23 protein-coding genes are annotated in these 26210 nt (G+C 70.9%); 6 read left to right on the top strand and 17 right to left on the bottom strand.

Going from position 1 to position 26210, the window contains the following annotated elements:
• Positions 1-59: 59 nt before the first annotated feature.
• The 5 genes from ACIF83_RS26600 to ACIF83_RS26580 form a co-directional block, all read right to left on the bottom strand.
• On the bottom strand, positions 60-581 hold the full coding sequence (locus ACIF83_RS26600; RefSeq protein WP_393467714.1) for a hypothetical protein: 522 nt from the start codon (positions 579-581) through the stop codon (positions 60-62).
• A 180-nt stretch (positions 582-761) separates the two neighbouring features.
• The gene (locus tag ACIF83_RS26595; RefSeq protein ID WP_386578361.1) at positions 762-1886 is read right to left on the bottom strand and encodes a GuaB3 family IMP dehydrogenase-related protein; all 1125 of its coding nucleotides are present in this window, start codon (positions 1884-1886) and stop codon (positions 762-764) included.
• A 125-nt stretch (positions 1887-2011) separates the two neighbouring features.
• Positions 2012-3517 carry an IMP dehydrogenase gene (guaB, locus tag ACIF83_RS26590; protein ID WP_393467712.1) on the bottom strand — a complete coding sequence of 502 codons (1506 nt, stop codon included), beginning with the start codon at positions 3515-3517 and terminating at the stop codon, positions 2012-2014.
• Between the two features lie 164 nt (positions 3518-3681).
• The gene (locus ACIF83_RS26585) at positions 3682-4269 is read right to left on the bottom strand and encodes a sigma-70 family RNA polymerase sigma factor (protein WP_393467710.1); all 588 of its coding nucleotides are present in this window, start codon (positions 4267-4269) and stop codon (positions 3682-3684) included.
• 373 nt (positions 4270-4642) lie between these two features.
• Positions 4643-5254, bottom strand: coding sequence for a response regulator transcription factor (locus ACIF83_RS26580; RefSeq protein ID WP_003948568.1), 612 nt, complete (start codon positions 5252-5254; stop codon positions 4643-4645).
• A 381-nt stretch (positions 5255-5635) separates the two neighbouring features.
• Here ACIF83_RS26580 and ACIF83_RS26575 point away from each other — a divergent pair, with 381 nt between their 5' ends.
• Positions 5636-5965, top strand: a complete 330-nt coding sequence (locus ACIF83_RS26575) for a WhiB family transcriptional regulator (RefSeq protein WP_145879553.1) — start codon at positions 5636-5638, stop codon at positions 5963-5965.
• A 79-nt stretch (positions 5966-6044) separates the two neighbouring features.
• Here ACIF83_RS26575 and ACIF83_RS26570 read toward each other — a convergent pair whose 3' ends face one another.
• On the bottom strand, positions 6045-6944 hold the full coding sequence (locus ACIF83_RS26570) for a LysR family transcriptional regulator (RefSeq protein ID WP_399730537.1): 900 nt from the start codon (positions 6942-6944) through the stop codon (positions 6045-6047).
• An 81-nt stretch (positions 6945-7025) separates the two neighbouring features.
• Between ACIF83_RS26570 and ACIF83_RS26565 the strand changes: the two genes are divergently transcribed.
• The 3 genes from ACIF83_RS26565 (at position 7026) to ACIF83_RS26555 (ending at position 9302) form a co-directional block, all read left to right on the top strand.
• Complete coding sequence (locus ACIF83_RS26565; protein ID WP_399730534.1) at positions 7026-7694, top strand: MOSC domain-containing protein; 669 nt, start codon at positions 7026-7028, stop codon at positions 7692-7694.
• A gap of 52 nt (positions 7695-7746) precedes the next feature.
• The gene (locus ACIF83_RS26560; RefSeq protein WP_393467702.1) at positions 7747-8520 is read left to right on the top strand and encodes an SDR family NAD(P)-dependent oxidoreductase; all 774 of its coding nucleotides are present in this window, start codon (positions 7747-7749) and stop codon (positions 8518-8520) included.
• Positions 8521-8594: 74 nt separating this feature from the next.
• Entirely contained in the window at positions 8595-9302 is a 708-nt protein-coding gene (locus ACIF83_RS26555; protein ID WP_393467699.1) for an ester cyclase, read from the top strand.
• Between the two features lie 73 nt (positions 9303-9375).
• On the opposite strand, the gene groL is transcribed toward ACIF83_RS26555, so the two are convergent.
• The 4 genes from groL to ACIF83_RS26535 all read right to left on the bottom strand — a co-directional run bounded on the left by groL (position 9376) and on the right by ACIF83_RS26535 (position 13495).
• The gene (groL, locus tag ACIF83_RS26550; RefSeq protein WP_393467696.1) at positions 9376-11004 is read right to left on the bottom strand and encodes a chaperonin GroEL; all 1629 of its coding nucleotides are present in this window, start codon (positions 11002-11004) and stop codon (positions 9376-9378) included.
• A 120-nt stretch (positions 11005-11124) separates the two neighbouring features.
• Positions 11125-11433 (bottom strand): co-chaperone GroES, encoded by a 309-nt coding sequence (gene groES / locus ACIF83_RS26545; RefSeq protein ID WP_039652762.1) that lies wholly within the window; start codon positions 11431-11433, stop codon positions 11125-11127.
• A 284-nt stretch (positions 11434-11717) separates the two neighbouring features.
• Positions 11718-12563, bottom strand: a complete 846-nt coding sequence (locus ACIF83_RS26540) for a polysaccharide deacetylase family protein (RefSeq protein WP_393467692.1) — start codon at positions 12561-12563, stop codon at positions 11718-11720.
• On the bottom strand, positions 12560-13495 hold the full coding sequence (locus ACIF83_RS26535; protein ID WP_399730528.1) for a polysaccharide deacetylase family protein: 936 nt from the start codon (positions 13493-13495) through the stop codon (positions 12560-12562). The genes ACIF83_RS26540 and ACIF83_RS26535 overlap by 4 nt, the downstream gene beginning before the upstream one ends.
• A 90-nt stretch (positions 13496-13585) precedes the next feature.
• On the opposite strand from ACIF83_RS26535, the gene ACIF83_RS26530 reads away from it, so the two are divergent.
• Positions 13586-14779: a methyltransferase domain-containing protein gene (locus ACIF83_RS26530; RefSeq protein WP_393467687.1), complete on the top strand. Its 1194-nt coding sequence runs from the start codon at positions 13586-13588 to the stop codon at positions 14777-14779.
• Here the strand turns inward: ACIF83_RS26530 and ACIF83_RS26525 are convergent.
• The 7 genes from ACIF83_RS26525 to ACIF83_RS26495 form a co-directional block, all read right to left on the bottom strand.
• Positions 14757-16781 (bottom strand): cell wall-binding repeat-containing protein, encoded by a 2025-nt coding sequence (locus ACIF83_RS26525; protein WP_399730524.1) that lies wholly within the window; start codon positions 16779-16781, stop codon positions 14757-14759. The two genes, ACIF83_RS26530 and ACIF83_RS26525, sit on opposite strands and share 23 nt — an antisense overlap.
• A gap of 92 nt (positions 16782-16873) precedes the next feature.
• Positions 16874-18124 carry an RNA polymerase sigma factor gene (locus ACIF83_RS26520; protein ID WP_399730521.1) on the bottom strand — a complete coding sequence of 417 codons (1251 nt, stop codon included), beginning with the start codon at positions 18122-18124 and terminating at the stop codon, positions 16874-16876.
• Positions 18125-18169: 45 nt separating this feature from the next.
• Positions 18170-18526 carry a YciI family protein gene (locus tag ACIF83_RS26515; RefSeq protein WP_393467677.1) on the bottom strand — a complete coding sequence of 119 codons (357 nt, stop codon included), beginning with the start codon at positions 18524-18526 and terminating at the stop codon, positions 18170-18172.
• Between the two features lie 128 nt (positions 18527-18654).
• On the bottom strand, positions 18655-20016 hold the full coding sequence (locus tag ACIF83_RS26510) for an FG-GAP-like repeat-containing protein (RefSeq protein ID WP_399730518.1): 1362 nt from the start codon (positions 20014-20016) through the stop codon (positions 18655-18657).
• Positions 20017-20113: 97 nt separating this feature from the next.
• A complete protein-coding gene (locus ACIF83_RS26505; RefSeq protein WP_393467672.1) occupies positions 20114-21169 on the bottom strand; it encodes an LCP family protein in 1056 nt (351 codons plus the stop codon).
• A 74-nt stretch (positions 21170-21243) separates the two neighbouring features.
• On the bottom strand, positions 21244-22599 hold the full coding sequence (locus ACIF83_RS26500; RefSeq protein WP_399730514.1) for an endo-1,4-beta-xylanase: 1356 nt from the start codon (positions 22597-22599) through the stop codon (positions 21244-21246).
• 102 nt (positions 22600-22701) lie between these two features.
• Positions 22702-23733 carry a LacI family DNA-binding transcriptional regulator gene (locus ACIF83_RS26495; RefSeq protein ID WP_399730512.1) on the bottom strand — a complete coding sequence of 344 codons (1032 nt, stop codon included), beginning with the start codon at positions 23731-23733 and terminating at the stop codon, positions 22702-22704.
• Positions 23734-23856: 123 nt separating this feature from the next.
• On the opposite strand from ACIF83_RS26495, the gene ACIF83_RS26490 reads away from it, so the two are divergent.
• Positions 23857-26178: a glycoside hydrolase family 3 N-terminal domain-containing protein gene (locus ACIF83_RS26490; protein WP_399730509.1), complete on the top strand. Its 2322-nt coding sequence runs from the start codon at positions 23857-23859 to the stop codon at positions 26176-26178.
• Positions 26179-26210 lie beyond the last annotated feature (32 nt).

The following is a 26210-nucleotide window of genomic DNA, read 5'->3' as shown; positions in this document are numbered from 1 at the left end:
CCGCCTAAACGAAACGGCCCACCGGTCGGACCGGTGGGCCGTTCGTTCGAGCAGACAGATCACCTGGCCGAGTGCTCGTAGCGGTAGCCGACCGCCTTGCGGGCGATCCCCTTGCCCACGGACTTGCCGGTGATCTTGCTGTACACGTTGAACGAGTACTCCTTGTACAACGGGTACGCGTTCAGGGTGCCGAACTTCCCCCTGGGGACGTCCCAGCTGCCCGCCATGCTCTTCGTGCGCGACTTCGTGACGTCGAAGCCGACGGCCCCCGACACCGCTTCCGCGGTCACCGTGATGTTTGTGCTCCTCGTGTTGCTCACCGTTTCGATGGCGGTCAGCGTGAGCGTCATGGGACCTCGCCCCTGAACGACGGCGATGGAGTTCTTGCCCTGCACCAACCCGTGGTACTTGACGCTCTTGATGCCGCAGAGGGCCGGGTTGTAGTCGAGCCGCATGCTCCGGCACGGCGTCCTCGAGGCGGCGCCGGCCTCGCCGGTCATGCCCAGGGTGCCCGTGAGGACGGCAAGGGCGACGGTTGCGGCGCGCGCGCCACGGGATACGGCAGAGCTGGTCGATCGCATGGAGTTCCCCTCGTTCCGCTGCTGGTCAAGCAGCGGAACGAGACTAGCGATGTCAGGAACACATCAGATAACCGGAACCGGATATCTGATCAACATTTGAGCCTTGTCCCTGCGCAGACGCGGAACAGGGGGCTCGGACCGGACGGGACACGGTCCGAGCCCTCGGCTCAAGCCGGTGGGCTACCGCCGGTGCTGCGAATCCGCCACCGTCACCTCGACCCGCTGGAACTCCTTGAGCTCGCTGTAGCCGGTCGTGGCCATGGCGCGGCGCAGGGCGCCGAAGAAGTTCATCGAGCCGTCCGGGGTGTGGGACGGGCCGGTGAGGATCTCCTCGATCGTGCCGACCGTGCCCAGGTCGACCTTCTTGCCGCGGGGCAGCTCCTCGTTGACCGCCTCCATGCCCCAGTGGTGGCCCTTGCCGGGCGCGTCCGTGGCCCGGGCGAGCGGGGAGCCCATCATCACGGAGTCGGCGCCGCAGGCGATCGCCTTCGGGAGGTCGCCGGACCAGCCGACGCCGCCGTCCGCGATCACGTGCACGTACCGGCCGCCGGACTCGTCCATGTAGTCGCGGCGGGCCGCGGCCACATCGGCGACCGCGGTGGCCATCGGGACCTGAATGCCGAGCACGTTGCGCGTGGTGTGCGCGGCGCCGCCGCCGAAGCCGACCAGGACACCGGCCGCGCCGGTGCGCATCAGGTGCAGGGCGGCGGTGTAGGTGGCGCAGCCGCCGACGATCACCGGGACGTCCAGCTCGTAGATGAACTGCTTCAGGTTCAGCGGCTCGTGCGCGCCGGAGACGTGCTCCGCCGAGACCGTCGTACCGCGGATGACGAAGATGTCCACGCCCGCGTCGACGACCGCCTTGGAGAACTGGGCGGTGCGCTGCGGAGAGAGCGCGGCCGCCGTGACCACGCCGGAGTCGCGCACCTCCTTGATGCGGGCGCCGATCAGCTCCTCCTTGATGGGAGCCGCGTAGATCTCCTGGAGGCGGCGGGTCGCCTGCTCGGCGGGCAGCTCGGCGATCTCGTCGAGCAGCGGCTGCGGGTCCTCGTACCGCGTCCACAGGCCCTCGAGGTTCAGCACGCCGAGGCCGCCCAGCTCGCCGATCCGGATCGCGGTGGCCGGGGAGACGACCGAGTCCATGGGGGCGGCCAGGAAGGGCAGCTCGAAGCGGTAGGCGTCGATCTGCCAGGCGATCGAGACCTCCTTCGGGTCCCGCGTACGGCGGCTGGGGACGACGGCGATGTCGTCGAAGGCGTACGCCCGGCGGCCGCGCTTGCCGCGCCCGATCTCGATCTCAGTCACGTCTTGGCCTTTCCCTGATGCATTGCAGCGTCTTCCAGTATCGCCGACAGGTACGACAAGGGCGGCCCCGGCTACTCCGGGACCGCCCTTGGGGGGCCTTTACGGCCCTCACGCGCGCGCGTGCGTCACTTCTTGTTGCTGTAGTTCGGCGCCTCGACCGTCATCTGGATGTCGTGCGGGTGGCTCTCCTTGAGCCCCGCCGAGGTGATGCGCACGAAGCGGCCCTTGGACTCCATCTCCTCGATGGTGGCGGCGCCCACGTAGCCCATGGTCTGACGCAGACCGCCGACGAGCTGGTGCAGCACGTTGGACAGCGGGCCGCGGTAGGGCACCTGGCCCTCGACGCCCTCGGGCACGAGCTTCTCGTCGGAGGTCACTTCGGCCTGGAAGTAGCGGTCCTTCGAGTACGACTTGCCCTGACCGCGGGACTGCATGGCACCCAGCGAGCCCATGCCGCGGTACGACTTGAACTGCTTGCCGTTGATGAACATCAGCTCACCCGGCGACTCCTCGCAGCCGGCGAGGAGGCTGCCCAGCATGACCGTGTCCGCACCGGCGGCGAGCGCCTTGCCGATGTCGCCGGAGTACTGCAGGCCGCCGTCGCCGATCAGCGGGATGCCCGCCGGTCGGGCGGCGAGGGAGGCCTCGTAGATGGCGGTGACCTGCGGGACGCCGATGCCGGCGACCACTCGGGTGGTGCAGATCGAGCCCGGGCCGACACCCACCTTGATGCCGTCGACACCGGCGTCGATGAGCGCCTGGGCGCCGTCGCGCGTGGCGACGTTGCCGCCGATCACGTCGACGTTCACGCTGGACTTGATCTTCGCCATCCAGCTGAGGGCGTTGCTGTTGTGGCCGTGCGAGGTGTCCACGACCAGGAAGTCCACACCGGCCTCGGCGAGCGCCTGGGCGCGCTCCAGCGCCTCGGGGCTGGCACCGACGGCGGCACCGACCAGCAGGCGGCCCTCGGCGTCCTTGGCGGCGTTGGGGTACTTCTCGGCCTTGACGAAGTCCTTGACCGTGATCAGGCCCTTGAGGAGGCCCTCACCGTCGACCAGGGGCAGCTTCTCGATCTTGTGCTTGCGCAGCAGCTCCATGGCCTCGGGCCCGGAGATGCCGACCTTGCCGGTGACCAGCGGCATCGGGGTCATGACCTCGCGCACCTGGCGCGTGCGGTCGCTCTCGAAGGCCATGTCGCGGTTGGTGACGATGCCCAGCAGCCTGCCGGCCGGGTCGGTGACCGGGACACCGCTGATGCGGAACTTGGCGCACAGGGCGTCGGCCTCGGCGAGCGTGGCCTCCGGGTGCACCGTGATCGGGTCGGTGACCATGCCGGACTCGGACCGCTTCACCAGGTCGACCTGGTTGACCTGGTCCTCGACGGAGAGGTTGCGGTGCAGCACGCCGACGCCGCCCAGCCGGGCCATCGCGATCGCCATGCGGGACTCGGTCACCTTGTCCATCGCCGCCGACAGCAGCGGGATGTTGACCCGGACGTTACGGGAGATACGGGACGAGGTGTCGACCGCGTTGGGGAGCACTTCGGATGCACCCGGCAGCAGCAGCACGTCGTCGTAGGTCAGCCCGAGTGTCGCGAATTTTCCGGGCACTCCGTCGACGTTGGCAGTCATGACACCTTCCCCAAATGGCCTTGATCGGTGCGGATGTCCATGCTAACGGGAAGCACGGCTAGCAAATTCCACGGTCCGGGATGACTTCAGGCTTCGTATGTTCGTACGGAGACGAACACGCGCCTGTTCAAGAAAGGGAGCTACGAAGGCTCCGTCCAGGGCAGTTACTGCTCGGCGAGCGCGCGCAGCCGGCTCAGCGCCCGATGCTGGGCCACCCGCACGGCGCCGGGTGACATTCCCAACATCTGCCCCGTCTCCTCCGCGGTCAAGCCCACGGCGATGCGCAGCAGGAGCAGCTCGCGCTGGTTCTCCGGGAGGTTGGCCAGCAGCTTCTTGGCCCACTCGGCGTCACTGCTGAGCAGGGCGCGCTCCTCGGGGCCGAGGGAGTCGTCGGGGCGTTCCGGCATCTCGTCCGAGGGGACGACCGTGGAGCCCGGGTGGCGCATCGCGGCGCGCTGGAGGTCGGCGACCTTGTGCGAGGCGATGGCGAAGACGAAGGCCTCGAAGGGGCGGCCGGTGTCACGGTAGCGCGGCAGGGCGAGGAGGACGGCGACACAGACCTCCTGAGCGAGGTCCTCCACGAAGTGGCGTGCGTCGCCGGGCAGCCGGGACAGCCGGGTGCGGCAGTAGCGCAGGGCCAGGGGGTGCACATGGGCGAGCAGATCGTGCGTGGCCTGCTCGTCCCCGTCGACGGCACGATGCACAAGCGCACCGATCGCCCCTGGGGCCGTGCCCGCCTCGTCGTCGCGCATCGGTCCATGGTGCCCTGCGGCCGTCCGGTCCGTCGCATCGTGTTCGTGGTTGTGCACCGAAGCGTTATGAGCAGGTGCGCCGGCACTCATCCCCTGCGCCCTCCCCTTCCGCTCGACCGACTCGTCCCCGAGAGACTCCACATCTCAAGGATGCGGCATCCGCGCCGAAACGAGCACCGCACGCTCTCCACTGACCCCCGCAGGGGCGCGAGTGGTGGATCAGTCTCCACGGGCACAGAGCAAAGCAGCAGGTCAGAAAGGTGCCCACGGAATCCGGGCGGGACGGATCCACCACTCGCCGCCGCCCGCACCCACACCCGCGGGTGAGCCGGGCCGGAGGCGAGCGCCCACGGCCGGCTCATCCGACCGGGGTTTAGCGGACCAGACCCCAGCGGAAGCCCAGGGCCACCGCGTGGGCGCGGTCCGAGGCGCCGAGCTTCTTGAAGAGCCGGCGGGCGTGGGTCTTGACCGTGTCCTCGGAGAGGAACAGCTCGCGGCCGATCTCGGCGTTCGAGCGGCCGTGGCTCATGCCCTCCAGCACCTGGATCTCACGCGCGGTGAGGGTGGGCGCGGCGCCCATCTCGGCCGAACGGAGGCGCCGCGGGGCGAGACGCCAGGTCGGGTCGGCGAGGGCCTGGGTGACCGTGGCCCGCAGCTCCGCACGCGAGGCGTCCTTGTGCAGGTAGCCACGGGCACCGGCGGCGACCGCGAGGGCCACTCCGTCCAGGTCCTCGGCGACGGTGAGCATGATGATGCGCGCGCCCGGGTCGGCGGACAGCAGCCGGCGCACGGTCTCGACGCCGCCCAGGCCGGGCATGCGTACGTCCATCAGGATGAGGTCGGAGCGGTCGGCGCCCCAGCGGCGGAGGACTTCCTCGCCGTTGGCCGCCGTCGTCACGCGCTCGACGCCGGGCACGGTCGCTACCGCGCGGCGGAGCGCCTCTCGGGCAAGCGGGGAGTCGTCGCAGACGAGGACGGATGTCATGACCGCCCTCCGCAGCTGATGCGCGTCACCTTGAGCCTCCAGGCTGGTACGGAATCGTCACCTGTGCGGTCGACCGTCTCGGACGCCTGCCCGAGCGCTTGTGTTTTCAACCGCCTCCACACTCTCAACGACGGTCACTCGAAAGAGTTACGGGGCCGCGTGCCATCTTCGGCACTCTACGTGAGGGCGTCGACACGGTGCAGACATGCCCAACGGACCCTCAAGTTTTCATCACAACCTATGCCCCATTTAGCCGTTTTTGCTCCCGTTTCTCAGTGTCTGGAGCTAGATTCGCAATGAGTCATATTTTCATCTCCTTAGACCGGAGATGTACGGTCGATGGCACCGTATCCGCCCAGAACCGCCACAAGGGGTCACGTAATGGCAGATTTCTCCCGCCTTCCCGGACCGAACGCGGACCTGTGGGACTGGCAGTTGCTCGCTGCCTGCCGCGGGGTGGACAGCTCGCTCTTCTTTCACCCGGAGGGCGAGCGCGGGGCGGCTCGGAGCGCTCGCGAGAACTCGGCCAAGGAGGTCTGCATGAGGTGCCCGGTCCGCGCGGAGTGCGCGGCGCACGCGCTGGCGGTGCGCGAGCCGTACGGCGTCTGGGGCGGCCTGACCGAGGACGAGCGCGAAGAGTTGATGGGGCGGGCGCGCAACCGCCTGGTGTCGGCGTCGACGACCAGCGGGGGCTCCGCACCACACGCCTGAAGGAACGTTTCTGCGATAAGTCAGCACCCGGGCACGCGCACGCGTGCCCGTGATCCTTGAGTGGCCCCCCTCACCGGCGTCACTTCCGCCCGGCCGCCCGGGCGAGCTGCTCCAGCGTCGCCGCCACGGCCGGCACCTGTGCCAGGTCGGGCAGGGTGAGAGCGACGATCTGCCGTTGCACCACGGGTTCCAGCGCCACCGTACGCACTCCCCGGGGCCGCACCGACTCCACCGCGAGCTGCGGTAGTACGGCGACGCCGAGACCCGCGCCGACCAGGCCGACCACCGCCGGATAGTCGTCGGTGGCGAAGTCGATGCGGGGCGTGAAGCCCGCGCTCTCGCACACCTCCACCAGCTGGCCGCGACAGCGCGGGCAGCCCGCGATCCAGGGGTCCCGGGCCAGCTCCCCGATGGCGACGGACTCCGCGCGCGCGAACCGGTGCCGTTCGGGCACCAGGGCGACCAGACGGTCGGTCAGCAGGGGCCGTACGACGAGGTCGTCCCACTCCTCGGCGACCGCCGCGCCCTCGTAGCGGAAGGCGAGCGCCAGGTCGCAGTCGCCCTCGCGCAGCAGCTCGACGGACTTCGGGGGCTCGGCCTCCTCCAGCGAGACGCGGGTGCCGGGGTGGGCGGCGCGCAGGGCGGCCAGGGCGGTGGGGACCAGGGTGGAGCTGCCGCTCGGGAAGGAGACCAGCCGGACCCGGCCGGCCCTCAGGCCCGCGATCGCGGCGACCTCCTCCTCGGCCGCGGTGAGCCCGGCGAGGATCCCGGAGGCGTGCCGGACCAGGGCCTCGCCGGCCTGGGTCAGACGCATCTCGCGGCCGCTGCGGACCAGCAGCGGGGTGCCGACCGAGGACTCCAGGGCCTTCATCTGCTGACTGACGGCGGGCTGGGTGCAGCCCAGCTCGCGCCCTGCCGCCGAGAAGGAACCGGTGGTGGCGACTGCGCGCAGGACGCGAAGATGACGAGCCTCGATCACCCCCCGAGCATAAGCCTGACTTGGACATGGCGCCTCATATTGCGTCGACGCTTTGGGGTGCGGTCCCGTACCGTGCGAAGCATGAAGCTTCTCTCGGTCAATCTGGGGCGCCCGACGCCGGTGCCGTACACGGACCAGGCAGAGGGTGTGACCGGCATCGACAAGCGGCCGACGGACGGGCCGGTGCGGGTGACGGCTCCGGGGCCCAAGGGCGTCGGCGGGAGCGGGCTGGCCGGGGACGCGGTGTGCGAGTTGCGCCACCACGGCGGCTACGACCAGGCGGTGTACGCCTTCGCGCGCGAGGACCTCGACGACTGGGAGCGAGAGCTGGACAGATCGTTGGCCAATGGCTGCTTCGGCGAGAACCTCACGACGGAGGGCCTGGACGTGTCCGGGGCGCTGATCGGCGAGCGCTGGCGGATCGGGTCCGCGGTGGTGCTGGAAGTGACGTCGGGACGGATTCCGTGCCGTACGTTCCAGGGCCATTTGGGCGAACGGGGCTGGGTGAAGAGGTTCACCCGGAAGGGCGCGACGGGTGCCTACCTGAGGGTGATCGAACCGGGTGATGTCCGGGCGGGCGATCCGATCGAGATCGTGCACCGGCCGGAGCACGGAGTGACGGCGGCGATGCAGTTCCGCGCGGTCACCACCGAGCGGGAGCTGCTGCCGCAGCTGCTCGTCGCGGGCGAGGCGCTGCACTCCGAGACGCTGGCCGCGGCCCGCAAGTACGTCGCCGGACAGGGCCGCTGAGAGGCCGTCACCGTCAGCGGACGCCGTCGGTCCGGGTCACTACCCTTGGGCCATGACAACGGCTCTGATTACGGGATCGACCGCGGGAATCGGTGCCGCGTTCGCGCGGCGGCTGGCGGCTGACGGGCATGACCTCGTCCTGGTGGCCCGGGACGCCAAACGGCTGCGCGAGCAGGCGACCGAGCTGCACGACCGGCACGGCATCGAGGCGGAGGTGCTGAGCGCCGACCTCGCCGAGGACAAGGGCATCGAGGCGGTGGCCGAGCGCCTGAGCGACCGGAAGAACCCGGTCGACCTGCTGGTCAACAACGCCGGCTTCGGCAACAAGGGTCGCTATCTCGAAGTGTCCATGGCCGACGAGCTGAAGATGCTCAAGGTGCACTGCGAGGCGGTACTGCGGCTGACGTCGGCGGCCTCCGAGGCGATGCGCGAGCGCGGCCGCGGCGGCGTGGTGAACGTGGCCTCGGTGGCCGCCTTCGTGCCCCGGGGCACCTACGGCGCCTCGAAGGCCTGGGTCGTGCAGTTCACCCAGGGCGCGGCGAAGGACCTGGCGGGCAGCGGCGTGCGGCTGATGGCGCTGTGCCCCGGCTTCGTGCGCACGGAGTTCCACCAGCGGGCCGGGATGGGCACGGACAACATCCCGGGCTGGATGTGGCTGGACGCGGACAAGCTGGTCGCGGCGGCCCTGGCCGACCTCGCGCGCGGGAAGACGCTGTCCATCCCGGACCCCCGGTACAAGGCGCTGATGGGACTGGTGAAGGTCGCCCCGCGCGGACTGATGGGCGGCATCAGCTCGAAGACGGGGCGCAAGTACGGCCCCCAGTAGGACGGGTGGCGTCCGCGTTCCGGTGGGAAAATGGGCCTGACGGATCCGGACCCAGGGGGCCGGGAGGCGACGCCATGACGTTCGTACAGCTCATCGACTGCAGGACCAGTCGGATCGACGAGATGAACCGGCTGATGGACCAGTGGGTCGAACAGACCAAGGGGAAGCGGACCGCGACGCACGCGGTGGTCGGCAAGGACCGCTCGGACGCGTCACACGTCATCGAGATCGTGGAGTTCCCGTCGTACGAGGAGGCGATGCGGAACTCGAACCTGCCGGAGACCGATCGGATCTTCCGGGATCTGGTCGCCCTGTGCGACGAGATGCCCACGTTCACGGACCTGGACGTGGTGCGCGACGAGCCGTTGTACGCGGCCCAGGCGCGCCGGTTCTTCGACACCGTCGCGATACAGGGGCCGTTGCCTGCGCTGAACGACCTGATCGCGGAGCACTACCACGACCACGATCCGGCCAACGAGCAGGACCAGCTCGGGCTGGACAACATGCGGCGTGAGATCGAGATGTGGCGGAACGCCTTCGACTTCACGTTCACGATCGAGGACCAGATCACCCAGGCGGACCGGGTCTGCACCCGCTGGAGCTGGAACGGCATCCAGACCGGCGAGTTCATGGGCCTGCCCAACACCGGTCGGCAGGTGTCGATGACCGGTACGACCGTCTTCCGGTTCGACCACGACGGCAAGATCTGCGAGGCCTGGTGGCAGTACGACCGGCTCGGGCTGCTGGGGCAGTTGGGCGCGCTGGACGAACTGGAGAAGTAGGGCGCACAGCAGCGGGACACACAGCGAAGGCCCGGCACCCCCTCGGGGTGCCGGGCCTCAGTGCTGAGGTGCCTCAGTGGGCGTGGCCGTGACCGTGGCCGTGGCCCGCCTCGGCGGGCTCCTCTTCCTTCTTCTCGACGACCAGGGTCTCGGTCGTGAGCAGCAGGGAGGCGATGGAGGCGGCGTTCTCCAGGGCGGAGCGGGTGACCTTGACCGGGTCGATGACGCCGGCCTTGACCAGGTCGCCGTACTCGCCGGTGGCGGCGTTGTAGCCGTTGCCCTTCTCCAGCTCCGCCACCTTGGAGACGATGACGTAGCCCTCGAGGCCGGCGTTCTCGGCGATCCAGCGCAGCGGCTCGACGGCGGCGCGGCGGACGACCGAGACACCCGTGGCCTCGTCGCCGGACTTGCCGAGGTTGCCCTCGAGCACCTTGACGGCGTGGACCAGCGCGGAGCCACCACCGGAGACGATGCCCTCCTCGACCGCGGCGCGGGTCGCGGAGATGGCGTCCTCCAGACGGTGCTTCTTCTCCTTCAGCTCCACCTCGGTGGCGGCGCCGACCTTGATGACGCACACGCCGCCGGCCAGCTTCGCGAGGCGCTCCTGGAGCTTCTCGCGGTCCCAGTCCGAGTCGGTGTTCTCGATCTCGGCCTTGATCTGGTTGACGCGGCCCACGACGTCCTCGGAGTTGCCGGCGCCGTCGACGATGGTCGTGTCGTCCTTGGTGACCGTCACGCGGCGGGCGGAGCCCAGCACGTCCAGACCGGCCTGGTCGAGCTTGAGGCCGACCTCCTCGGAGATGACGGTGGCGCCGGTGAGGACGGCCATGTCCTGCAGCATCGCCTTGCGGCGGTCGCCGAAGCCGGGGGCCTTCACCGCGACGGCGTTGAAGGTGCCACGGATCTTGTTGACGACCAGGGTCGACAGGGCCTCGCCCTCGACGTCCTCGGCGATGATCAGCAGCGGCTTGGAGGCACCCGCCTGGATGACCTTCTCCAGCAGCGGCAGCAGGTCCTGGATCGAGCCGATCTTGCCCTGGTTGATGAGGATGTACGGGTCCTCGAGGACGGCCTCCATGCGCTCCTGGTCCGTCACGAAGTACGGCGACAGGTAGCCCTTGTCGAAGGCCATGCCCTCGGTGAAGTCCAGCTCCAGACCGAAGGTGTTGGACTCCTCGACGGTGATGACACCGTCCTTGCCGACCTTGTCCATCGCCTCGGCGATGAGCTCGCCGACCTGCTGGTCCTGGGCGGACAGCGCGGCGACGGCCGCGATGTCGGACTTCTCCTCGATCGGGCGGGCCGAGGCGAGGAGGTCCTCGGAGACGGCGGCGACGGCGGCGTCGATGCCCTTCTTCAGGGCGGCCGGGGAAGCGCCGGCGGCGACGTTCTTCAGGCCCTCGCGCACCAGCGCCTGGGCGAGCACGGTGGCGGTGGTGGTGCCGTCACCAGCGATGTCGTTGGTCTTGGTCGCCACCTCCTTCACCAGCTGGGCGCCGAGGTTCTCGTACGGGTCCTCGACCTCGACCTCGCGGGCGATGGTGACACCGTCGTTGGTGATGGTCGGGGCGCCGAACTTCTTGTCGATGACGACGTTGCGGCCCTTGGGGCCGATCGTCACCTTCACCGTGTCGGCCAGCTTGTTGACGCCGCGCTCGAGGGCGCGACGGGCGTCCTCGTCGAACTTCAGGATCTTCGCCATGACAGCGGGAGCCCTCTCGGAAATCTGTGGGTGAAAAAAGAACTGCGCCCCGGCGCCCGGCTTCTTATGTGGTCGCGGGTGCCAGGGGCGCAGCTGGAAGCAACTGAGTGCTGGAGGTGATTACTTCTCGATGATCGCGAGAACGTCGCGAGCCGAGAGGACGAGGTACTCCTCGCCGTTGTACTTCACCTCGGTGCCGCCGTACTTGCTGTACAGGACGACGTCGCCGACCTTGACGTCGAGCGGAAGGCGCTCGCCGTTCTCGAAGCGACCCGGGCCCACGGCGAGGACGGCGCCCTCCTGGGGCTTCTCCTTCGCGGTGTCCGGGATGACCAGGCCAGAGGCCGTGGTCTGCTCGGCGTCCAGCGGCTGGACCACGATGCGGTCCTCGAGCGGCTTGATGGCAACCTTGGAGCTGGCGGTCGTCACGATCCGACCTCCCCCTTCGGAGATCTCACGGGGTTAACTGTCTGAGGTGGCGACCAGGTCGATCCGTCGTCGCGGGTGCCGGACCTGCCCGTCGCGTTTGTTGGCACTCTCATCTGCCGAGTGCCAGAGCCGAGACTATGACCGGGATTAGCACTCGGTCAAGCGGAGTGCCAATGCAAGCGGCGCGTCGCGGGGAAGATCGGCCTGAACGGCCTCGTCCTCGAACGCCGGACGGGCCGGACCGGTGCGGCCGGCGCCCGACCGGAACCGTTGCTGAAGAACCGTTACAGGTAGTCCTCAAGACGGGCCACCGTCAGCCCACTTGCCTGCACCCGCCGCAGCAGGCGTGCCGTGCGTTCCCTGAGGGTGGGACCCGTGGCCTCGTCGGGGCCGACCAGGACGATGTCGCCCGGGCGCAGGTGGCGCTCTCCGTGCGTGTAGGCGATGCCGTCGGGGGTCATGGCGGCGCGCCACAGGACGAGCGTGGAGATGCCGCAGTCGGCGGCGGCGCGCAGCGTCGTGGTGTCGTACGTGCCGTAGGGCGGGCGGAAGAGGTGGGGGCGGATGCCGAAGCGGGACTTGAGTTTGTCCTGCTGGCCGCAGATCTCGGCGCGCTGGCCGGCGTACGGCAGTCCGGGCATCGCCGGGTGGTCGAGGGTGTGGTTCTCGATGTCGGCACCGACCGCGCGCAGGCGGGCGAAGTGGCCGTAGCCGGGGCCGACGACGCTGTCGGTGAGGAAGAAGCTGACCGGCAGTGCGAGGTCGCGCACCATGTCGACGAAGCGCGGGTCGCGCTCGGCGCCGTCGTCGTAGGTGAGGAAGACGACCTTGTCGGTGGTGGCGACGTGGTCCACGACGCGGGGCGGGGAGGCATCCGCCCCGTGGGCCGTCAGGGGGTGGACACGGTGGCGGGGCGGGACGGCCAGCGGGGCGGACAGGCCCCAGCGGCGGTACGCCTGGCTGACGGCCGGGCTGGGCTGTCGTATGCCCTGGGCCGCCCGTTTGCCGAGGCGTTCGATGGGGTCGACCGACTGGGCGCAGCCCGTGAGCAGGAGGGCCGACGCGAGTACGACGGCCGGCCCGGACCGTGCTCCTCCCGGACCACGCCCGGATCGCCCCCGGCGCCTCACAGGTAGTCCTCCAGGCGCGCCACGGCGTACCCCTCGCGCGTGACCTTGTTCAGGAACCGTCGCATGTCGTCGACCATCGTGCCGTCCCAGTCGTTGCGGCCGCGGAAGTGGGTGAGCACGATGTCGCCGGGGTGCAGGTTCCTGTCGTCCTCGCGGTACTCCCAGTGGTCGACGAAGACCTCCTCGTCCCAGATGGGCGCGTACTTGATCCCGCAGGACTTGGCGGCGCGCAGGGTGTCGCCGTTGTAGTTGCCGTAGGGCGGGCGGAAGACGGTCGGCGCCTTTCCGAACTTCCGCTTCATGACGGCCTGCATGCCGCAGATCTCGTCCTTCTGCTCCTCGTAGGACAGTCCGGGCAGGTAGGGGTGGGTGAGGGTGTGGTTGTTGAGGGTGTGGCCCTCGGACTGCATCCGGCGGAAGTAGCCGTAGTCGTCCTTGACGAGGTAGTTGCTGAGGAAGGCCGTGTAGGGGATCTTCAGGTCGCTCATCATGCGCAGGAACGCCGGGTCCTTCTCGGCGCCGTCGTCGATGGTGAGGAAGACGACCTTCCGCCTGGTGGGGACGGTGGTGAAGACCGGAGGGAGGTTCTCCTCCTCCTGCCCGTCCACCTCGAAGCCCGCGCGCGCGGTGATCTTCGGTTTTCTGGCCGGCGGCGCCGGGGGGCTCAGCGGGACCTCGTCGAGGTTCCAGTGCCGGGCCGCGGCGACCATGCGGGCGTGTTCGGCGGCGAGGCGGGCCTGCGGGTCCGCCGGGCCGCCGTGGCCGCCCTGACCCGGGGCGCCCTGACCCGGGGCGCCCCGGGCACCGGAGTCCGAGCCCAGGGCGGAACAGCCGGAGACGAGGGCGGTGGCGGCCAGTGCGGCTGCCGCGCAGCGGCGGGCGACCTTCGGGATCCGCGCCCGACTTTTGTCATTTTGTACTACAACTCGCATGGTGTCGGATCCTTCCAGCCCCGGGCCTCGAACCCGGTCCGACACCGCCGCCGGAGGCGCACCATCCTCCGACTGGCCCACAATGACCCGGTGAACGACCTCGCCCTTCTCCTCACCCCCGAAGGCCGCGCCCTCCTCGACGAGGTGCGCGACACCGACCCCGCACAGGAGCTGGCCGTGGCCACCCGGCTGCGCCGCGAGCACCCCGCCGAACTGGTGTCGGCGGCGCTGGGTCAGGCACGGCTGCGGCAGCGGGCGGTGGCGAAGTTCGGGGCCGAGGACGCGCGGCGGATGTTCTTCACGCCGAACGGGGTCGAGCAGTCGACCCGGGCGAGCGTGGCGGCGTACCGGGCGGGCCGCATGAGGGAGCTGGGTGTGACCTCGGTCGCCGACCTGTGCTGCGGGATCGGCGGCGACGCGATCGCGCTGGCCCGGGCCGGGATCCGGGTGCTGGCCGTGGACCGGGATCCGCGGACGGCGGCCACGGCACGGGCGAACGCCGAGGCCCTGGGGCTCGCCGGGCTGATCGAGGTGCGGGAGGCGGACGTCACGGAGGTGGACACGGCGGGCTACGACGCCGTGTTCGTGGATCCGGCGCGCCGGGGCGGGCGGGGCAGGATCTTCGACCCGGAGGCGTACTCCCCGCCCCTGTCCTGGGCGGTCGCCACGGCCCTCGGGGCGCCGCGCGCCGCTCTGAAGATCGCCCCCGGCATCCCGCACGAGGCGATTCCCGCCGAGGCCGAGGCCGAGTGGATCTCGGACGGCGGGGACGTGAAGGAGGCGGTGCTGTGGTTCGGCACCGGGGCGCAGGGGGCCGTACGCGCCACGCTGCTGCCGGGCCCGCGCGCACTGCTCGGCCAGGGTCTGCCCGATCCGCGGGTGCGCCCCGTCGGGCGGTACCTGTACGAACCCGACGGCGCCGTCATCCGCGCCCATCTGGTCGCGGAGATGGCCGAGGAGGTCGGCGGCGGCCTGATCGACGAGACCATCGCGTACGTCACGGCCGACGAACTGCACCCGACGCCGTACGCCTCGGCCTACGAGATCACCGACCTGCTCCCCTTCAACGTCAAGAAGTTGAAGGCCCTGCTGCGGGAGCGGGAGGTCGGCACGCTGACCGTGAAGAAGCGGGGGTCGGCGGTGGAGCCGGAGGAGCTGCGCAGGAAGGTCAAGCCGCAGGGGCCGGGCTCGGCAACGGTGTTCCTCACCCGGGTCGCGGGGGCTCCGACCATGCTGATCGGTGCCCCCGCGCAGTCGCCGGCTACTGCCGGTGGAGCGTCCTGAGCGGCTCCAGGTGCGGGTCGGCACCGACCGGCCCGGACGTGCCCGCGGCGGTGCTCGCGGCGAGGGGGCTCACCGGCAGGTCGCCGTTGTAGTACGGGTGGTACACGAACTGGCCGGCGCCCGCGCTGATCGCGGTGCCCGCCGTGTCCAGTCCGGCGGGCGAGACCGACGAGTTGCCGCCGAAGGCGATCACGGCCTGGGTTCCCGCGGCCTCGCGCACGAGGTAGCTCTTGACCTCGCTCGGCAGGGCCGCGGGGTCGGTCCACAGGACGGGACCGAAGACGTTCATCGCCGAGGCCGCGGAGACACCGCCCCGCCAGGAGGTGTCGGGCGCGAGGGCCACCTGGTAGGGCGCGCTCCACCAGAACTTCGCGAGGGCCACGGACAGTGCCCCGGCCGGCTCGCGCCCGGCCTTCATCGCCGTGATCGGGTAGTACGTGAACGTCGACGGCCAGTGTGAGAAGTACGTGTGCGTGAGCGCGTACTTGGCACTCGAACCCACCGCGATGACCATGGTGCTCTTGGGGTTCAGGCTGTTCAGGTACGACTTCACCGACGAGGTCAGCGTGCTGCCGTTGGTGAGGACGACGCCGCCCGCGCTGCTCGTGCCGTTCGCACCGGCGGCGGCCGCCGCCGGGAGGGCCGAGGCGTATGTGGTGCCGTCGGCCAGGAACACGTACTTGGGCGTGCCGGTGACCGACTTGGCCACGGCGACCGAGGTCGCGTAGCGGTCCGTGCCCGACAGCCGCTTCGGGGTGAAGCCGAGCGACGTCACCTGGGAGGAGACGGTGCTGCTGAGGACGGACGTGCCGCCGACGAGGTAGACGGTGGAGCCGGGCTTGAGAATCCGCTTCAGCTCCGACTTCACCGCCGAGGACAGCCCGCTCTTCGGGGTACCGAGCACCGGGCCGTGCTTCTTGCCGGCCAGGGCGGGCGCGGTGAGCGAGTACGCCGTGCTGTCCCGGTTGATCAGCACCGCGGACTTGGCGTTCATCAGGCCCGGCACGCTGCCGCCGACCTTGTTCCAGGTCCAGCGCGAGGAGGCGATGTTGGTGGCGTAGGTGTCGGCGCCCCAGACCCGGCCGGTGAGGTTCTTGCGCAGCGGCTGCCAGGCGAGGTCCCACTTGGCGGTGGTGGGCGTGTCGTAGAGCACCTCGGTCATGCCGCCGGCCAGGTCCAGGACCTGGTTCTGCAGCTCGTTCGAGGTCGTCGACAGCTCGTACGCCAGCTTGGTGCCGTCGGGCGACCATGCGGGCCTGCTGATGAAGCCGGTCTCGTCGGGCAGCCACGGAGTCACCGCGCCGGTGGCCACGTCGACCGTGTACAGCTTGCCGCCGACGGTGTACGCGACCTTGGTGCCGTCCGGGGAGATGGCCGGCGCGTTGGCCTTGCCCGCCACCAGCTGCTTGAAGGTGCCCTTCGCGCCGTCGTACAGCCACACGGCGCCGAAGCGCCGGTCGCCGCTGCAGGTGGTACCCGAGCGGATGAACGCGAGCTTGCCGTTCACGGCGCCGCTGGGCTGGCTGTCGCAGCCCTCCTGCGCGGTGGCGAACAGGTGCTGCTGGACGCGGCTGCCGTCGGACGGGGCGACGCGCAGCCGCCCGCTGAGCGTGAAGACGACGTCGCTGCCGCCCCACCAGAAGGTCGGGTCGTCGGCGAGGATCGAGTCGGTCGTGTCGACCGGGAGTTCGACGGGGCCCTTGAAGTCGTGGCCGACGACGTTGACGCGTCCGGTCGACTGGTTGACGTAGGCCATACGGCTGCCGTCGGGCGACCAGGCGGGCTTCATGGCGTTGCCGAGCCGGGCCACGGGCGCGGTGCCGTCCTCGTACAGCTGCGAGACGCTGCCGTCCATGTCCGCGGTGAGGATGCCGTTGGTCGCGGTCCAGTCGGTGCCGGCCGAGGCGCCCGGGGCCAGAGCGGCCACGGTGCCGGCGGTCAGGGCCACGGTGGCGCCGAGCGCGACGAGCCGGCGGCGTGCGGAAGATCTGGAAGAGCGCACGATGCGTTGTACCCCCCACAGGTATCGGTGGTACTGCCCCGCCCGCGGAAGGTGTCACGCCGGTTGCGTGGCAGCCGCGCAACTGTAAACCCTCAGTGATCAGGAAGGGAATGCAGTTTCGCGTTCAACAGCTGGCGCTCGCGCTCGTTGCGTGTCAGTCCGGCCGCGCGGACGAATTCCTCGCGGGCCTCCGCGGTGCGCCCGAGCCGCGCCAGCAGGTCGCCGCGCACGCTGGGCAGCAGGTGATAGTCGCGCAGGGCGGGTTCGGCGGTCAGGGCGTCGACCAGCTTCAGTCCCTCGGCCGGGCCCTCGGCCATCGACACGGCGACGGCGCGGTTCAGCTCGACGACCGGGGACGGGGCGCGGGTCGCGAGCAGACCGTACAGGGTGGCGATGGTCCGCCAGTCGGTCTCCTCGTAGGTGTACGCGTGCGCGTGGCAGGCGGCGATGGCGGCCTGGAGGGCGTAGGGGCCGGGGGCCGTGGCGTCGGCGCGGCCGAGGGCCCGGATGCCGCGGGCGATGAGCATGCGGTTCCAGCGGCGGCGGTTCTGGTCCTTCAGCAGCACCGGGGTGCCGTCGGGGCCGGTGCGGGCGGCGGTGCGGGAGGCCTGGAACTCCAGGAGCGAGGTCAGGGCGTGCACCTCGGGCTCCTTGGGCATCAGGACGCAGAGCACGCGGGCCAGCCGGAGGGCGTCCTCGCACAGTCCGGGACGCAGCAGGTCGTCCCCGGCGGTGGCCGCGTATCCCTCGTTGAAGATCAGGTAGATGACGTCCAGGACGGAGCCGAGGCGGGCCTCGCGGTCGGGACCGTACGGCACCTCGAAGGCGACGTTCTTCGTGGCCAGGGTGCGCTTGGCGCGGACGATGCGCTGGGCGATCGTCGGCTCCGGTACGAGGTAGGCCCGGGCGATCTCGGCGGTGGTCAGGCCGCCGAGCAGCCGCAGGGTCAGCGCCGTGCGGGCCTCCGCGGACAGCACCGGGTGACAGGTGGTGAAGACGAGCCGCAGGAGGTCGTCGTCGATGTCCTCCGGGTCGGCGGGCTCCTCCGGCGGGGCCGTGGTCTCCAGGTCGCGGCCCATCTCGGCGAGCTTGCGGGCGTAGGTCTCACGGCGCCGGACCAGGTCGACGGCGCGGTGCCGGGCGGTGGCCATGAGCCAGGCGCCGGGGTTGTCGGGCACGCCGTCCCGGGGCCACCGCTCCAGCGCCGCGACCAGCGCGTCCTGCGCCAGTTCCTCGGCGATGCCGACGTCCCGCACGATGCGCGCCACGCCGGCGACGACCCGCGGGGACTCCAGCCTGAAGACGGTCTCGATCGCGTGCGCCGCGGTGGGCTGTGCTTCCACAGCCCACCATGCAACACCCCCGGGCGGCCCGAGGCCAAGGACCGCTCAGCCCTCGGCGATCTCCCGCACCTCGCAGGTGACGGTCCAGAACTCCTCGTGGACCTGCAGGAACCGCTTGGTCCACTCCAGGGCCTCGGCCATGTCCTTGCACTGCATGATCGCGTAGCCGCCGACGACCTCCTTGGACTCGGTGAAGGGCCCGTCGGTGACGGAGATCTTCCCGCCCTCCCAGCGCGCGGTGGCGCCCTGGGCGGAAGGGGTCAGGCCGGCGGTGTCGAGCATGACCCCGGCCTTGGTGACCTCCTCGATCAGCCGGCCCATCCGCTGCATCAGCTCCTCGCTGGGGCCCTCGGCGGGGACGGAGGCCTCGTCGATGCGCACGAGCGACAGATAGCGGGGCATGGTGACTCCTTCGGTCGGTGCGGCGGGGTCCGTCCCCGCCGCTCACCCATGCGTCGATCGGGAGACACCCGGATCGACACGGTCCCGGAAATTCCCCGAAGAATTTTTTCCGGGACCGCGCGACGCCGCTACTTCAGCTCGGCCCCGAACCCCGCCTTCGTGTACGGCGCTCCGACCGCCTTGCCGCCGAAGGCGAGGGCCGCGTCCGTGACCACGCCCGTGGGGCGGCCGCGCAGGACCCAGACCGCGCCGTTGCCCGCGTCCTCGCTCGGCGCGGAGGCGGCCAGGTCGGCGTGTCCGTTGCCGTTGATGTCGACCAGGCCGACCGTGTAGCCGAAGGCGTCGTTGACCTCGGCGGTGCCGGGGAGGCCCTTGGTGTTCTGACTGAAGACCTGCGCGCCGGCGCCGGTCAGGCCGGAGCGGCTGCCGCGCAGCACGTCGACGACGCCCTCGTACTGGTTCTCGCCGGGCACGCCGACCGCCACGTCGTCGATGCCGTCGCCGGTGATGTCGCCGACGGCGACCGAGCGGCCGAACATGTCGTTCTCCTCCAGGGCGCCCGGGACGCCGGGGGTGTTCTGCGTGTACGACTTCCAGGTGTCCGGGGCACCCAGGCCCGCGGCCGAGCCGTACGCCACCCAGATCTCCTCGTCCTCGGCGCGGCCGGTGACGAGGTCGTCGCGGCCGTCGCCGTTGACGTCCCCGATGGCCGCCGCACGGTCTCCGGGGAAGGCGACGGACGGGGCGAAGCCCGAGGGGGTGCTGAGGTACACGTTGGTGCAGTGGCTTCCGTCGCCGCAGTACGCGGTGAGCGCGAGGTCGTCGCGGCCGTCGCCGTTGAGGTCCCCGGTGGCGCCGTCCTGGATGTCGATGTACTGGAGGTGGTCGGGGTCCAGGGGGGTCTTGGCGACCGGGGTGCCGGTGCGCTTGAGCGGCCCCTTCCAGAGGGTGGCGGTGGTGCCGGCCGGGTCGTCGCCGCCGGAGAAGGTCGTGCGGAACAGGGCCAGGTCCAGCCGCCCGTCGCCGTCGAAGTCGCCGGTCTGGGTGTCGGCGGCGGGGATCGACGTACCGCCGGACAGTCCGCGCGGCCCGCCCCACACCACGACCGCGTCACCGGACGTGGAGCCGACGACCAGGTCGGCGTACCCGTCGCCGTCCAGGTCCCCCTTGGACAGCTGGAAGCCGAAGACCCCGCCCTTGGCCGGGCTGCCGGGGATGCCGGACGTGGCCCGGCTGATGATCGTGCGGTTGCTGGTGGACAGGCCGTGCGGGCCGCCGTACATCACGGTCACGTAGCCCGCCCTGGCCTTGCCCCCGATCGTGGCCTGCGGAGCGCCGACGGCGAGGTCGGGGTAGCCGTCGCCGTTGAAGTCGTCGCGGACGGGAGCGGCGGTCTTCGTCGCGGACGCGGACGGGACGGCGACCCCCAGGGCGGTGAGGCCCAGAGCCAGCGGGACTGCCCAACGGGCGTGCGAACGCAACGGGAACACCGGAAAACCCCCAGATGTACGGCGACTTGGTCACCGCAGGAGACTCGCCTGTCACACCGATGGTTGTGCTGCTCGGCAAGGCGACCGGTGGTGCCGCTCAGCGCAGCGACGCCCACAGTCGGCTCGCCGCGGGTTCCTTCGCCACCACCCGGTTGGCGTCGGAGGGTGCCGTGACGACCGGCATCATCACCGTCTTCACCCGGTCGGCGGTGAGGCCCTTCAGGCTCTGGCCGAGCTTCGTCAGCTCGCCCAGGGAGTCGAGGCCGGTGTCCGTGGTGAGGCTGGCGGTCACCGCGTCGGCGACCTTGTAGAGCTTGGTCGGGTCGGTGAGGAGGTCGGTGGTGGCCATCTGCTCCAGCAGGGCCTTCACCAGTTTCTGCTGCAGGCCTATGCGGCCGAGGTCGCTGCCGTCGCCTATGCCGTGCCGGGTGCGGGCGAGGGCCAGGGCCCGGGTGCCGTTCAGGTGGTGGGTGCCGGAGGCGAGGTGCAGATGGCTCCTGTCGTCGTCGATGTCCTGGTCGGTGGTGACCGTGACCCCGCCGAGCGCGTCCACCAGCTTGGCGAAGCCGGAGAAGTCGATCTCGATGTAGTGGTCCATGCGGACGCCGGTGATCGACTCGACGGTCTTGACCGCGCAGACCGGACCGCCCACCGAGTAGGCGCTGTTGAACATCGCGTGGTACGCCACCGCCGTGGAGCCACCGGAGGACAGCGGGCAGGACGGGCGGGTGACGAGGGTGTCGCGCGGGATGCTGACGACGGTCGCCTTCGTGCGGCCGGCGTCGATGTGCACCACCATCGCCGTGTCGGAGCGGGCGCCGGAGCTGTCGCCGCCGCCCAGTTCCTGGTTGGCCTTGCCGCTGCGCGAGTCGGAGCCGAGGACCAGGATGTTCAGGGCCTCGGTGGGCAGCGGGGAGGCGGCGGCCGAGGCGCTCACGGCCGGGGTGACCACCGCCTTCGCCGGCCGGTTGTCGCCGAGCGCGCTGTTGATGTCGACGCTCTTGATGTTGTTGTTGAGGTGCCAGTACGCGTAGCCGGCCGTGGCCACGCCCAGCACCAGGAATCCCGCCAGAGTGAGGCCGACGGCCTTCAGCGCTCTCGACCGCCGGCCCACCCGTCTGCCCGCGTCGCCCTGCTCCTCATGTCGCGTCACGGGCAGGAACGTAAGTCCGAATTATTAGCAGACTGTTAGCGGAAGCCGTGAGAGACGGTTTTCTTGGGAAATTCTCATCCCAGCGTCACGGTCGGCAGCGGATTGCTCCCGCTCCACGACGCGTTGAAACCGAACGTCACCGAACCGCCGTCCGGCACCGACCCGTTGTACGAGGCGTTCGAGCAGGACACCGCCGCGCCCGACTGGGTGCAGCCGGCGTTCCAGGCCTGCGTGATCTGCTGGCCCGCGCCGAACGTCCAGTTCGCCTTCCACGAGGACAGCGAGGCCCCGGAGCAGGAGATCGTCACCTGGCCCGTGAAGCCGGTGTTCCACTGGCCGGCCACGCTGTAGGCCGCGGTGCAGGCACCGGTCGGGGGCGGGGTGGTGGTGGAACCGCCGAGGGCCTCGGCGATGCCGTAGTACGCCGGTTTCGGCGCGTAGTTCTCGTCGTACGGCGTCGCCGCCCCGTACCCGGGGAACGTGCTCGGCACCCAGGAGTCGGAGTCGGTGAAGCCCCACACGGTGACGTCGACGCAGCGGGTCACGGCCGCACAGGCGGCCACCACGGACTTGAAGTCGGCCGCCTGCCGGGCGAGTTCGGTGCTGTCGGCGGGCAGCGCCATCCGTACGTCCAGCTCGGTGATCGCCACGTCCACACCGAGGTCGGCGAAGCGCTGGATGTTCTGCTGGAGCGTGGCCGGCACCTGGCCGAGGATCAGGTGCGCCTGCAGGCCTACGCCGTCGATCGGGACGCCCTGCTGCTTGAGGGACTTGACCAGGTTGTACAGGGCGGTGGACTTCGCGTCGACACCCTCGACGTTGTAGTCGTTGATGTACAGCTTGGCATCCGGGTCGGCCGCGTGCGCCCAGGTCAGGGCGTTCGCGATGTAGCCGGAGCCGAGGCCGTCGTACCAGAGCGTCGAGCGGTAGCTGCCGTCCTCGTTGAACGGCTCGTTGACCACGTCCCAGGCGGCGATCTTTCCCTTGTAGCGGCCGACCTCGGTGCTGATGTGGTTCTGCAGCAGGCTGCTCAGCTGGGCGGAGGTCCAGCTGCCGTTGGTCAGCCAGCTGGGGTTCTGACTGTGCCAGACCAGGGTGTGGCCGCGCACCTGCTGGTGGTGGGCCTGGGCGAACGCCACGATCTGGTCGGCCTCGCTCCAGTTGAAGCTGCCCCGGGTGGGCTCGACCGTGCCCCACTTCATGGCGTTGCCCGGGGTCAGCGAGCTGAACTGCGCCCCGGCCAGGTCGCCATAGGTGCCGGTGAGCTTGGAGCCGGTGACGGCGGTGCCGATGACCTTGTTCTTCGCCGCGGCGAGGTCGCGCAGCGGGGTGTCGGCGGCGTGGGCGGTGCCGGTGCCGCCGGCGAACAGGCCGACGGTGGCGACCAGAGCGGCCAGACAGGCCCTCGAGAAAGTTCTGGAGGATCTCATTGCGGGCGCCTCCGAAAGTTTCGGTCGTTCAACCGATTGACTTCGGAGGAGTGTGGGGGCGCACACCCCACCCGTCAATACGTCAACTTCCGGCCACCGGTGTCACTGCGCGCCCGGCGCCGCCGTGCTGGAACGCACCACCAGGCTGGTCGCCAGCTCCACCCGGGTCGCCGCCCGCTCGTCCTCGGCACGGCCCAGCTCCAGCACCAGCCGGGCCGCGGCCTCGGCCATCTCGGTCAGCGGCTGCCGTACGGTCGTCAACGGCGGGCCCACCCAGCGGGCCACGGGCAGATCGTCGAAGCCGACCACGCTCAGGTCCTCCGGGATGCGCAGCCCCAGCTCGCGCGCGGCCTCGTACAGGCCGAGCGCCTGCAGGTCGTTGCCCGCGAAGACCGCGGTGGGCCGGTCGGGGCCGCGCAGCAGCTCCAGGCCCAGCCGGTAGCCGGAGTCGTGGTGGAAGTCCCCGGTCCTGACCAGGCCCGGGTCGACGGGGAGTCCGGCGGTCTCCAGGGCGGCGCGGTAGCCGTCGAGGCGGGCGCGGCTGCACATCATCCGGGAGGGCCCGCTGATCGCGCCGATCCGGGTGTGGCCCAGCTCCACCAGATGACGGGTGGCGGCGAGGCCGCCCTGCCAGTTGGTGGCGCCGATGGAGGGGACGTCCGGGCCGGGGTCGCCGGCCGGGTCCATCACCACGAACGGGATGGAGCGGCTGGTCAGCAGCGCCCGCTGGGACTCGTCCAGGCCGGACAGCACGAGCACCACCCCGTGCGGGCGGCGGGCGGCGACCTGGTCGGCCCAGGTCCGGCCCGGGGTGAGCCGCCCGGCGGACTCGGACAGCACGACGCTCAGGCCCGCGTCCCGGGCCACGTTCTCCACGCCCCGGATGACCTCCATCGCCCAGGCGCTCTCCAGCTCGTGGAAGACCAGGTCGATCAGCGGCGAACGGGAGGCCTCGGCGCGGCGACGCCGGTAGCCGTGGGCGCGCAGCAGCTCCTCGACCCGGGTGCGGGTCGCCGGGGCGACGTCGGCGCGACCGTTGAGGACCTTCGAAACAGTCGGAGCGGACACCCCGGCTTCCCGGGCGATTTCGGCGAGGGTCGCCGTCTGCGTTTCTGCGGGCTTCGAAGGCTTCATGCCCGGGATCGTATCCCTGCAGGCCCTCTTGACGAAGGCCTACGTGCGCCATAGGTTCCCGGAACATTCGAGGTATTGTCCGAAACATTCGCGAGCATCCCGACCCCATCCGACGGGAGTTCCATGACCAACGCTCCTTGGCGCGACCCCGCCCTGCCCGCCGCCGACCGCGTCGACGACCTGCTCTCCCGGATGACCCTGGAGGAGAAGACCGCCCAGCTGTACGGCGTGTGGGTGGGCGCCGCCACGGACGGGGACGGCGTCGCCCCGCTGCAGCGCGAGATGGCCGCCGGCCCCTCCGCCGATGAGTGGGACGAGCTGATCACCCGCGGCCTCGGCCAGCTGACCCGCTCCTTCGGCACCGCACCCGTGGACCCGGCGCTCGGCACCCAGGCCCTGGCCCGCGCCCAGCGGCGGATCGCGGCGGCGGGCCGCTTCGGAATTCCGGCCGTCGCACACGAGGAGTGTCTGGCGGGCTTCACGACCTGGGGTGCGACGGCGTACCCGGTGCCGCTGGCCTGGGGCGCGGCCTTCGACCCGGCACTGGTCGAGGAGCTGGGCCGGCACATCGGCCGCGATCTGCGCTCGGTCGGTGTCCACCAGGGTCTCGCCCCCGTCCTGGACGTGGTCCGCGATCCGCGCTGGGGCCGGGTGGAGGAGACGATCGGCGAGGACCCGTACCTGGTCGGCACCATCGGCGCGGCCTATGTGCGGGGCCTGGAGTCGGCCGGGATCGTCGCCACGCTCAAGCACTTCGCCGGGTACGCGTCCTCGGCCGGCGCCCGCAACCTCGCGCCCGTCCGGGCGGGGGTGCGCGAGTTCGCGGACGTGACCCTGCCGCCGTTCGAGATGGCACTGCGCGAGGGCGGGGCGCGCTCGGTGATGGCCTCGTACACCGAGACGGACGGCGTGCCGGTCTCCGCCGACCCCCACCTGCTCACCGGCCTCCTCCGCGACGGCTGGGGCTTCACCGGCACGGTGGTCGCCGACTACTTCGGCATCGGCTTCCTGCAGACCCAGCACCGGGTCGCCGAGGACGAGGCGGGCGCGGCGCACCTGGCCCTCGCGGCGGGCATCGACGTCGAACTGCCGACCCTGAAGTGCTACGGCGCCCCGCTCGTGACCGCCGTACGCGAGGGCCGCGTCCCGGAGTCCCTGGTGGACCGGGCGGCCCGCCGCGTCCTGCTCCAGAAGTGCGAACTGGGCCTGCTGGACGAGGACTGGCAGCCGGAACCGGACGGCCCGGTCGACCTCGACTCGGCGGACAACCGGGCGCTGGCCCGGCAACTGGCCCAGGAGTCGGTGGTCCTGCTGGACAACCCCGACGGTCTGCTCCCGCTGGCCCCCGACACCCGGGTCGCGGTCGTGGGCCCCCGGGCGGCGGACGCGCTCGCGATGCTCGGCTGCTACTCCTTCCCGTCCCACGTGCTCACCCACCACCCCGAGGTCCCCCTCGGCATCTCCGTCCCGACCGTCCTGGACGCCCTGCGCGCCGAACTCCCGGACGCCAAGGTCACGTTCGCCGAGGGCTGCGGGGTCTCGGACCCGGACACCGCCGGCTTCGCGGAGGCGGTCGCCCGGGCGGCCGAGGCGGACGTGTGCGTGGCGGTCCTCGGCGACCGGGCGGGCCTGTTCGGCCGGGGCACCTCGGGCGAGGGCTGCGATGTGGCGGACCTGCGACTGCCGGGCGTACAGGGCGAGTTGCTGGACGCACTGCTCGCCACGGGTGTCCCGGTCGTCCTCGTGCTGCTGACCGGCCGCCCCTACGCCCTGGGCCGCTGGCACGGCCGGCTCGGCGCGGTCGTGCAGGCCTTCTTCCCCGGCGAGGAGGGCGGCCCGGCGCTCGCCGGGGTCCTCTCCGGCCGCGTGAACCCCTCCGGCCGTCTCCCGGTGAGCGTCCCGCGCGTGCCCGGCGGGCAGCCCTGGACCTATCTCCAGCCCCCGCTGGGCCTGGCCGGAGAGGTCAGCAGCCTGGACCCGACCCCGCTGTACCCGTTCGGCCACGGCCGCTCGTACACGTCGTTCGCCTGGGACGACGGCACGGACGACGATGTCACCGAGATCGGCACGGACGGCTCGTACGACCTCTCGCTGACCGTCCGCAACACGGGCGGGAGCGCGGGCGCGGAGGTCGTCCAGCTGTACCTGCACGATCCGGTGGCGTCGGTGACCCGTCCGGACGTCCGGCTCATCGGCTACCAGCGGGTGGAACTGGCCCCGGGCGAGGCCCGCCGGGTGACCTTCCGCTTCCACGCGGACCTGTCTTCCTTCACCGACCGCACGGGCGCGCGGGTGGTGGAGCCGGGGGCGCTGGAGCTGCGGCTGGGGCCCTCGAGCGCGGAGGTGCGGCGCACGGCACGGCTGCGGCTGACCGGGCCGGTACGGATGGTCGGGGCGGATCGCCGACTGCGCTGCGAGGTGGAGGTGTCCGAGGGAACCGATTGAGCGGAAGGGGTCGAGGGGACGTATTGAGCCAC

Origin of the sequence: Streptomyces sp. NPDC085866, from assembly GCF_044541035.1 — a bacterium.
Taxonomy (GTDB): domain Bacteria; phylum Actinomycetota; class Actinomycetes; order Streptomycetales; family Streptomycetaceae; genus Streptomyces.
This window is presented reverse-complemented; position numbering and strand designations above follow the sequence as displayed.

Coding starts and splice junctions, on each gene's coding strand:
- ACIF83_RS26600 (WP_393467714.1), bottom strand. CDS start 581: ATGCGATCGACCAGCTCTGCCGTATCCCGTGGCGCGCGCGCCGCAACC.
- guaB (WP_393467712.1), bottom strand. CDS start 3,517: ATGACTGCCAACGTCGACGGAGTGCCCGGAAAATTCGCGACACTCGGG.
- ACIF83_RS26585 (WP_393467710.1), bottom strand. CDS start 4,269: ATGCGCGACGACGAGGCGGGCACGGCCCCAGGGGCGATCGGTGCGCTT.
- ACIF83_RS26580 (WP_003948568.1), bottom strand. CDS start 5,254: ATGACATCCGTCCTCGTCTGCGACGACTCCCCGCTTGCCCGAGAGGCG.
- ACIF83_RS26575 (WP_145879553.1), top strand. CDS start 5,636: ATGGCAGATTTCTCCCGCCTTCCCGGACCGAACGCGGACCTGTGGGAC.
- ACIF83_RS26565 (WP_399730534.1), top strand. CDS start 7,026: ATGAAGCTTCTCTCGGTCAATCTGGGGCGCCCGACGCCGGTGCCGTAC.
- ACIF83_RS26560 (WP_393467702.1), top strand. CDS start 7,747: ATGACAACGGCTCTGATTACGGGATCGACCGCGGGAATCGGTGCCGCG.
- ACIF83_RS26555 (WP_393467699.1), top strand. CDS start 8,595: ATGACGTTCGTACAGCTCATCGACTGCAGGACCAGTCGGATCGACGAG.
- groL (WP_393467696.1), bottom strand. CDS start 11,004: ATGGCGAAGATCCTGAAGTTCGACGAGGACGCCCGTCGCGCCCTCGAG.
- ACIF83_RS26535 (WP_399730528.1), bottom strand. CDS start 13,495: ATGCGAGTTGTAGTACAAAATGACAAAAGTCGGGCGCGGATCCCGAAG.
- ACIF83_RS26515 (WP_393467677.1), bottom strand. CDS start 18,526: ATGCCCCGCTATCTGTCGCTCGTGCGCATCGACGAGGCCTCCGTCCCC.
- ACIF83_RS26500 (WP_399730514.1), bottom strand. CDS start 22,599: ATGAGATCCTCCAGAACTTTCTCGAGGGCCTGTCTGGCCGCTCTGGTC.
- ACIF83_RS26495 (WP_399730512.1), bottom strand. CDS start 23,733: ATGAAGCCTTCGAAGCCCGCAGAAACGCAGACGGCGACCCTCGCCGAA.
- ACIF83_RS26490 (WP_399730509.1), top strand. CDS start 23,857: ATGACCAACGCTCCTTGGCGCGACCCCGCCCTGCCCGCCGCCGACCGC.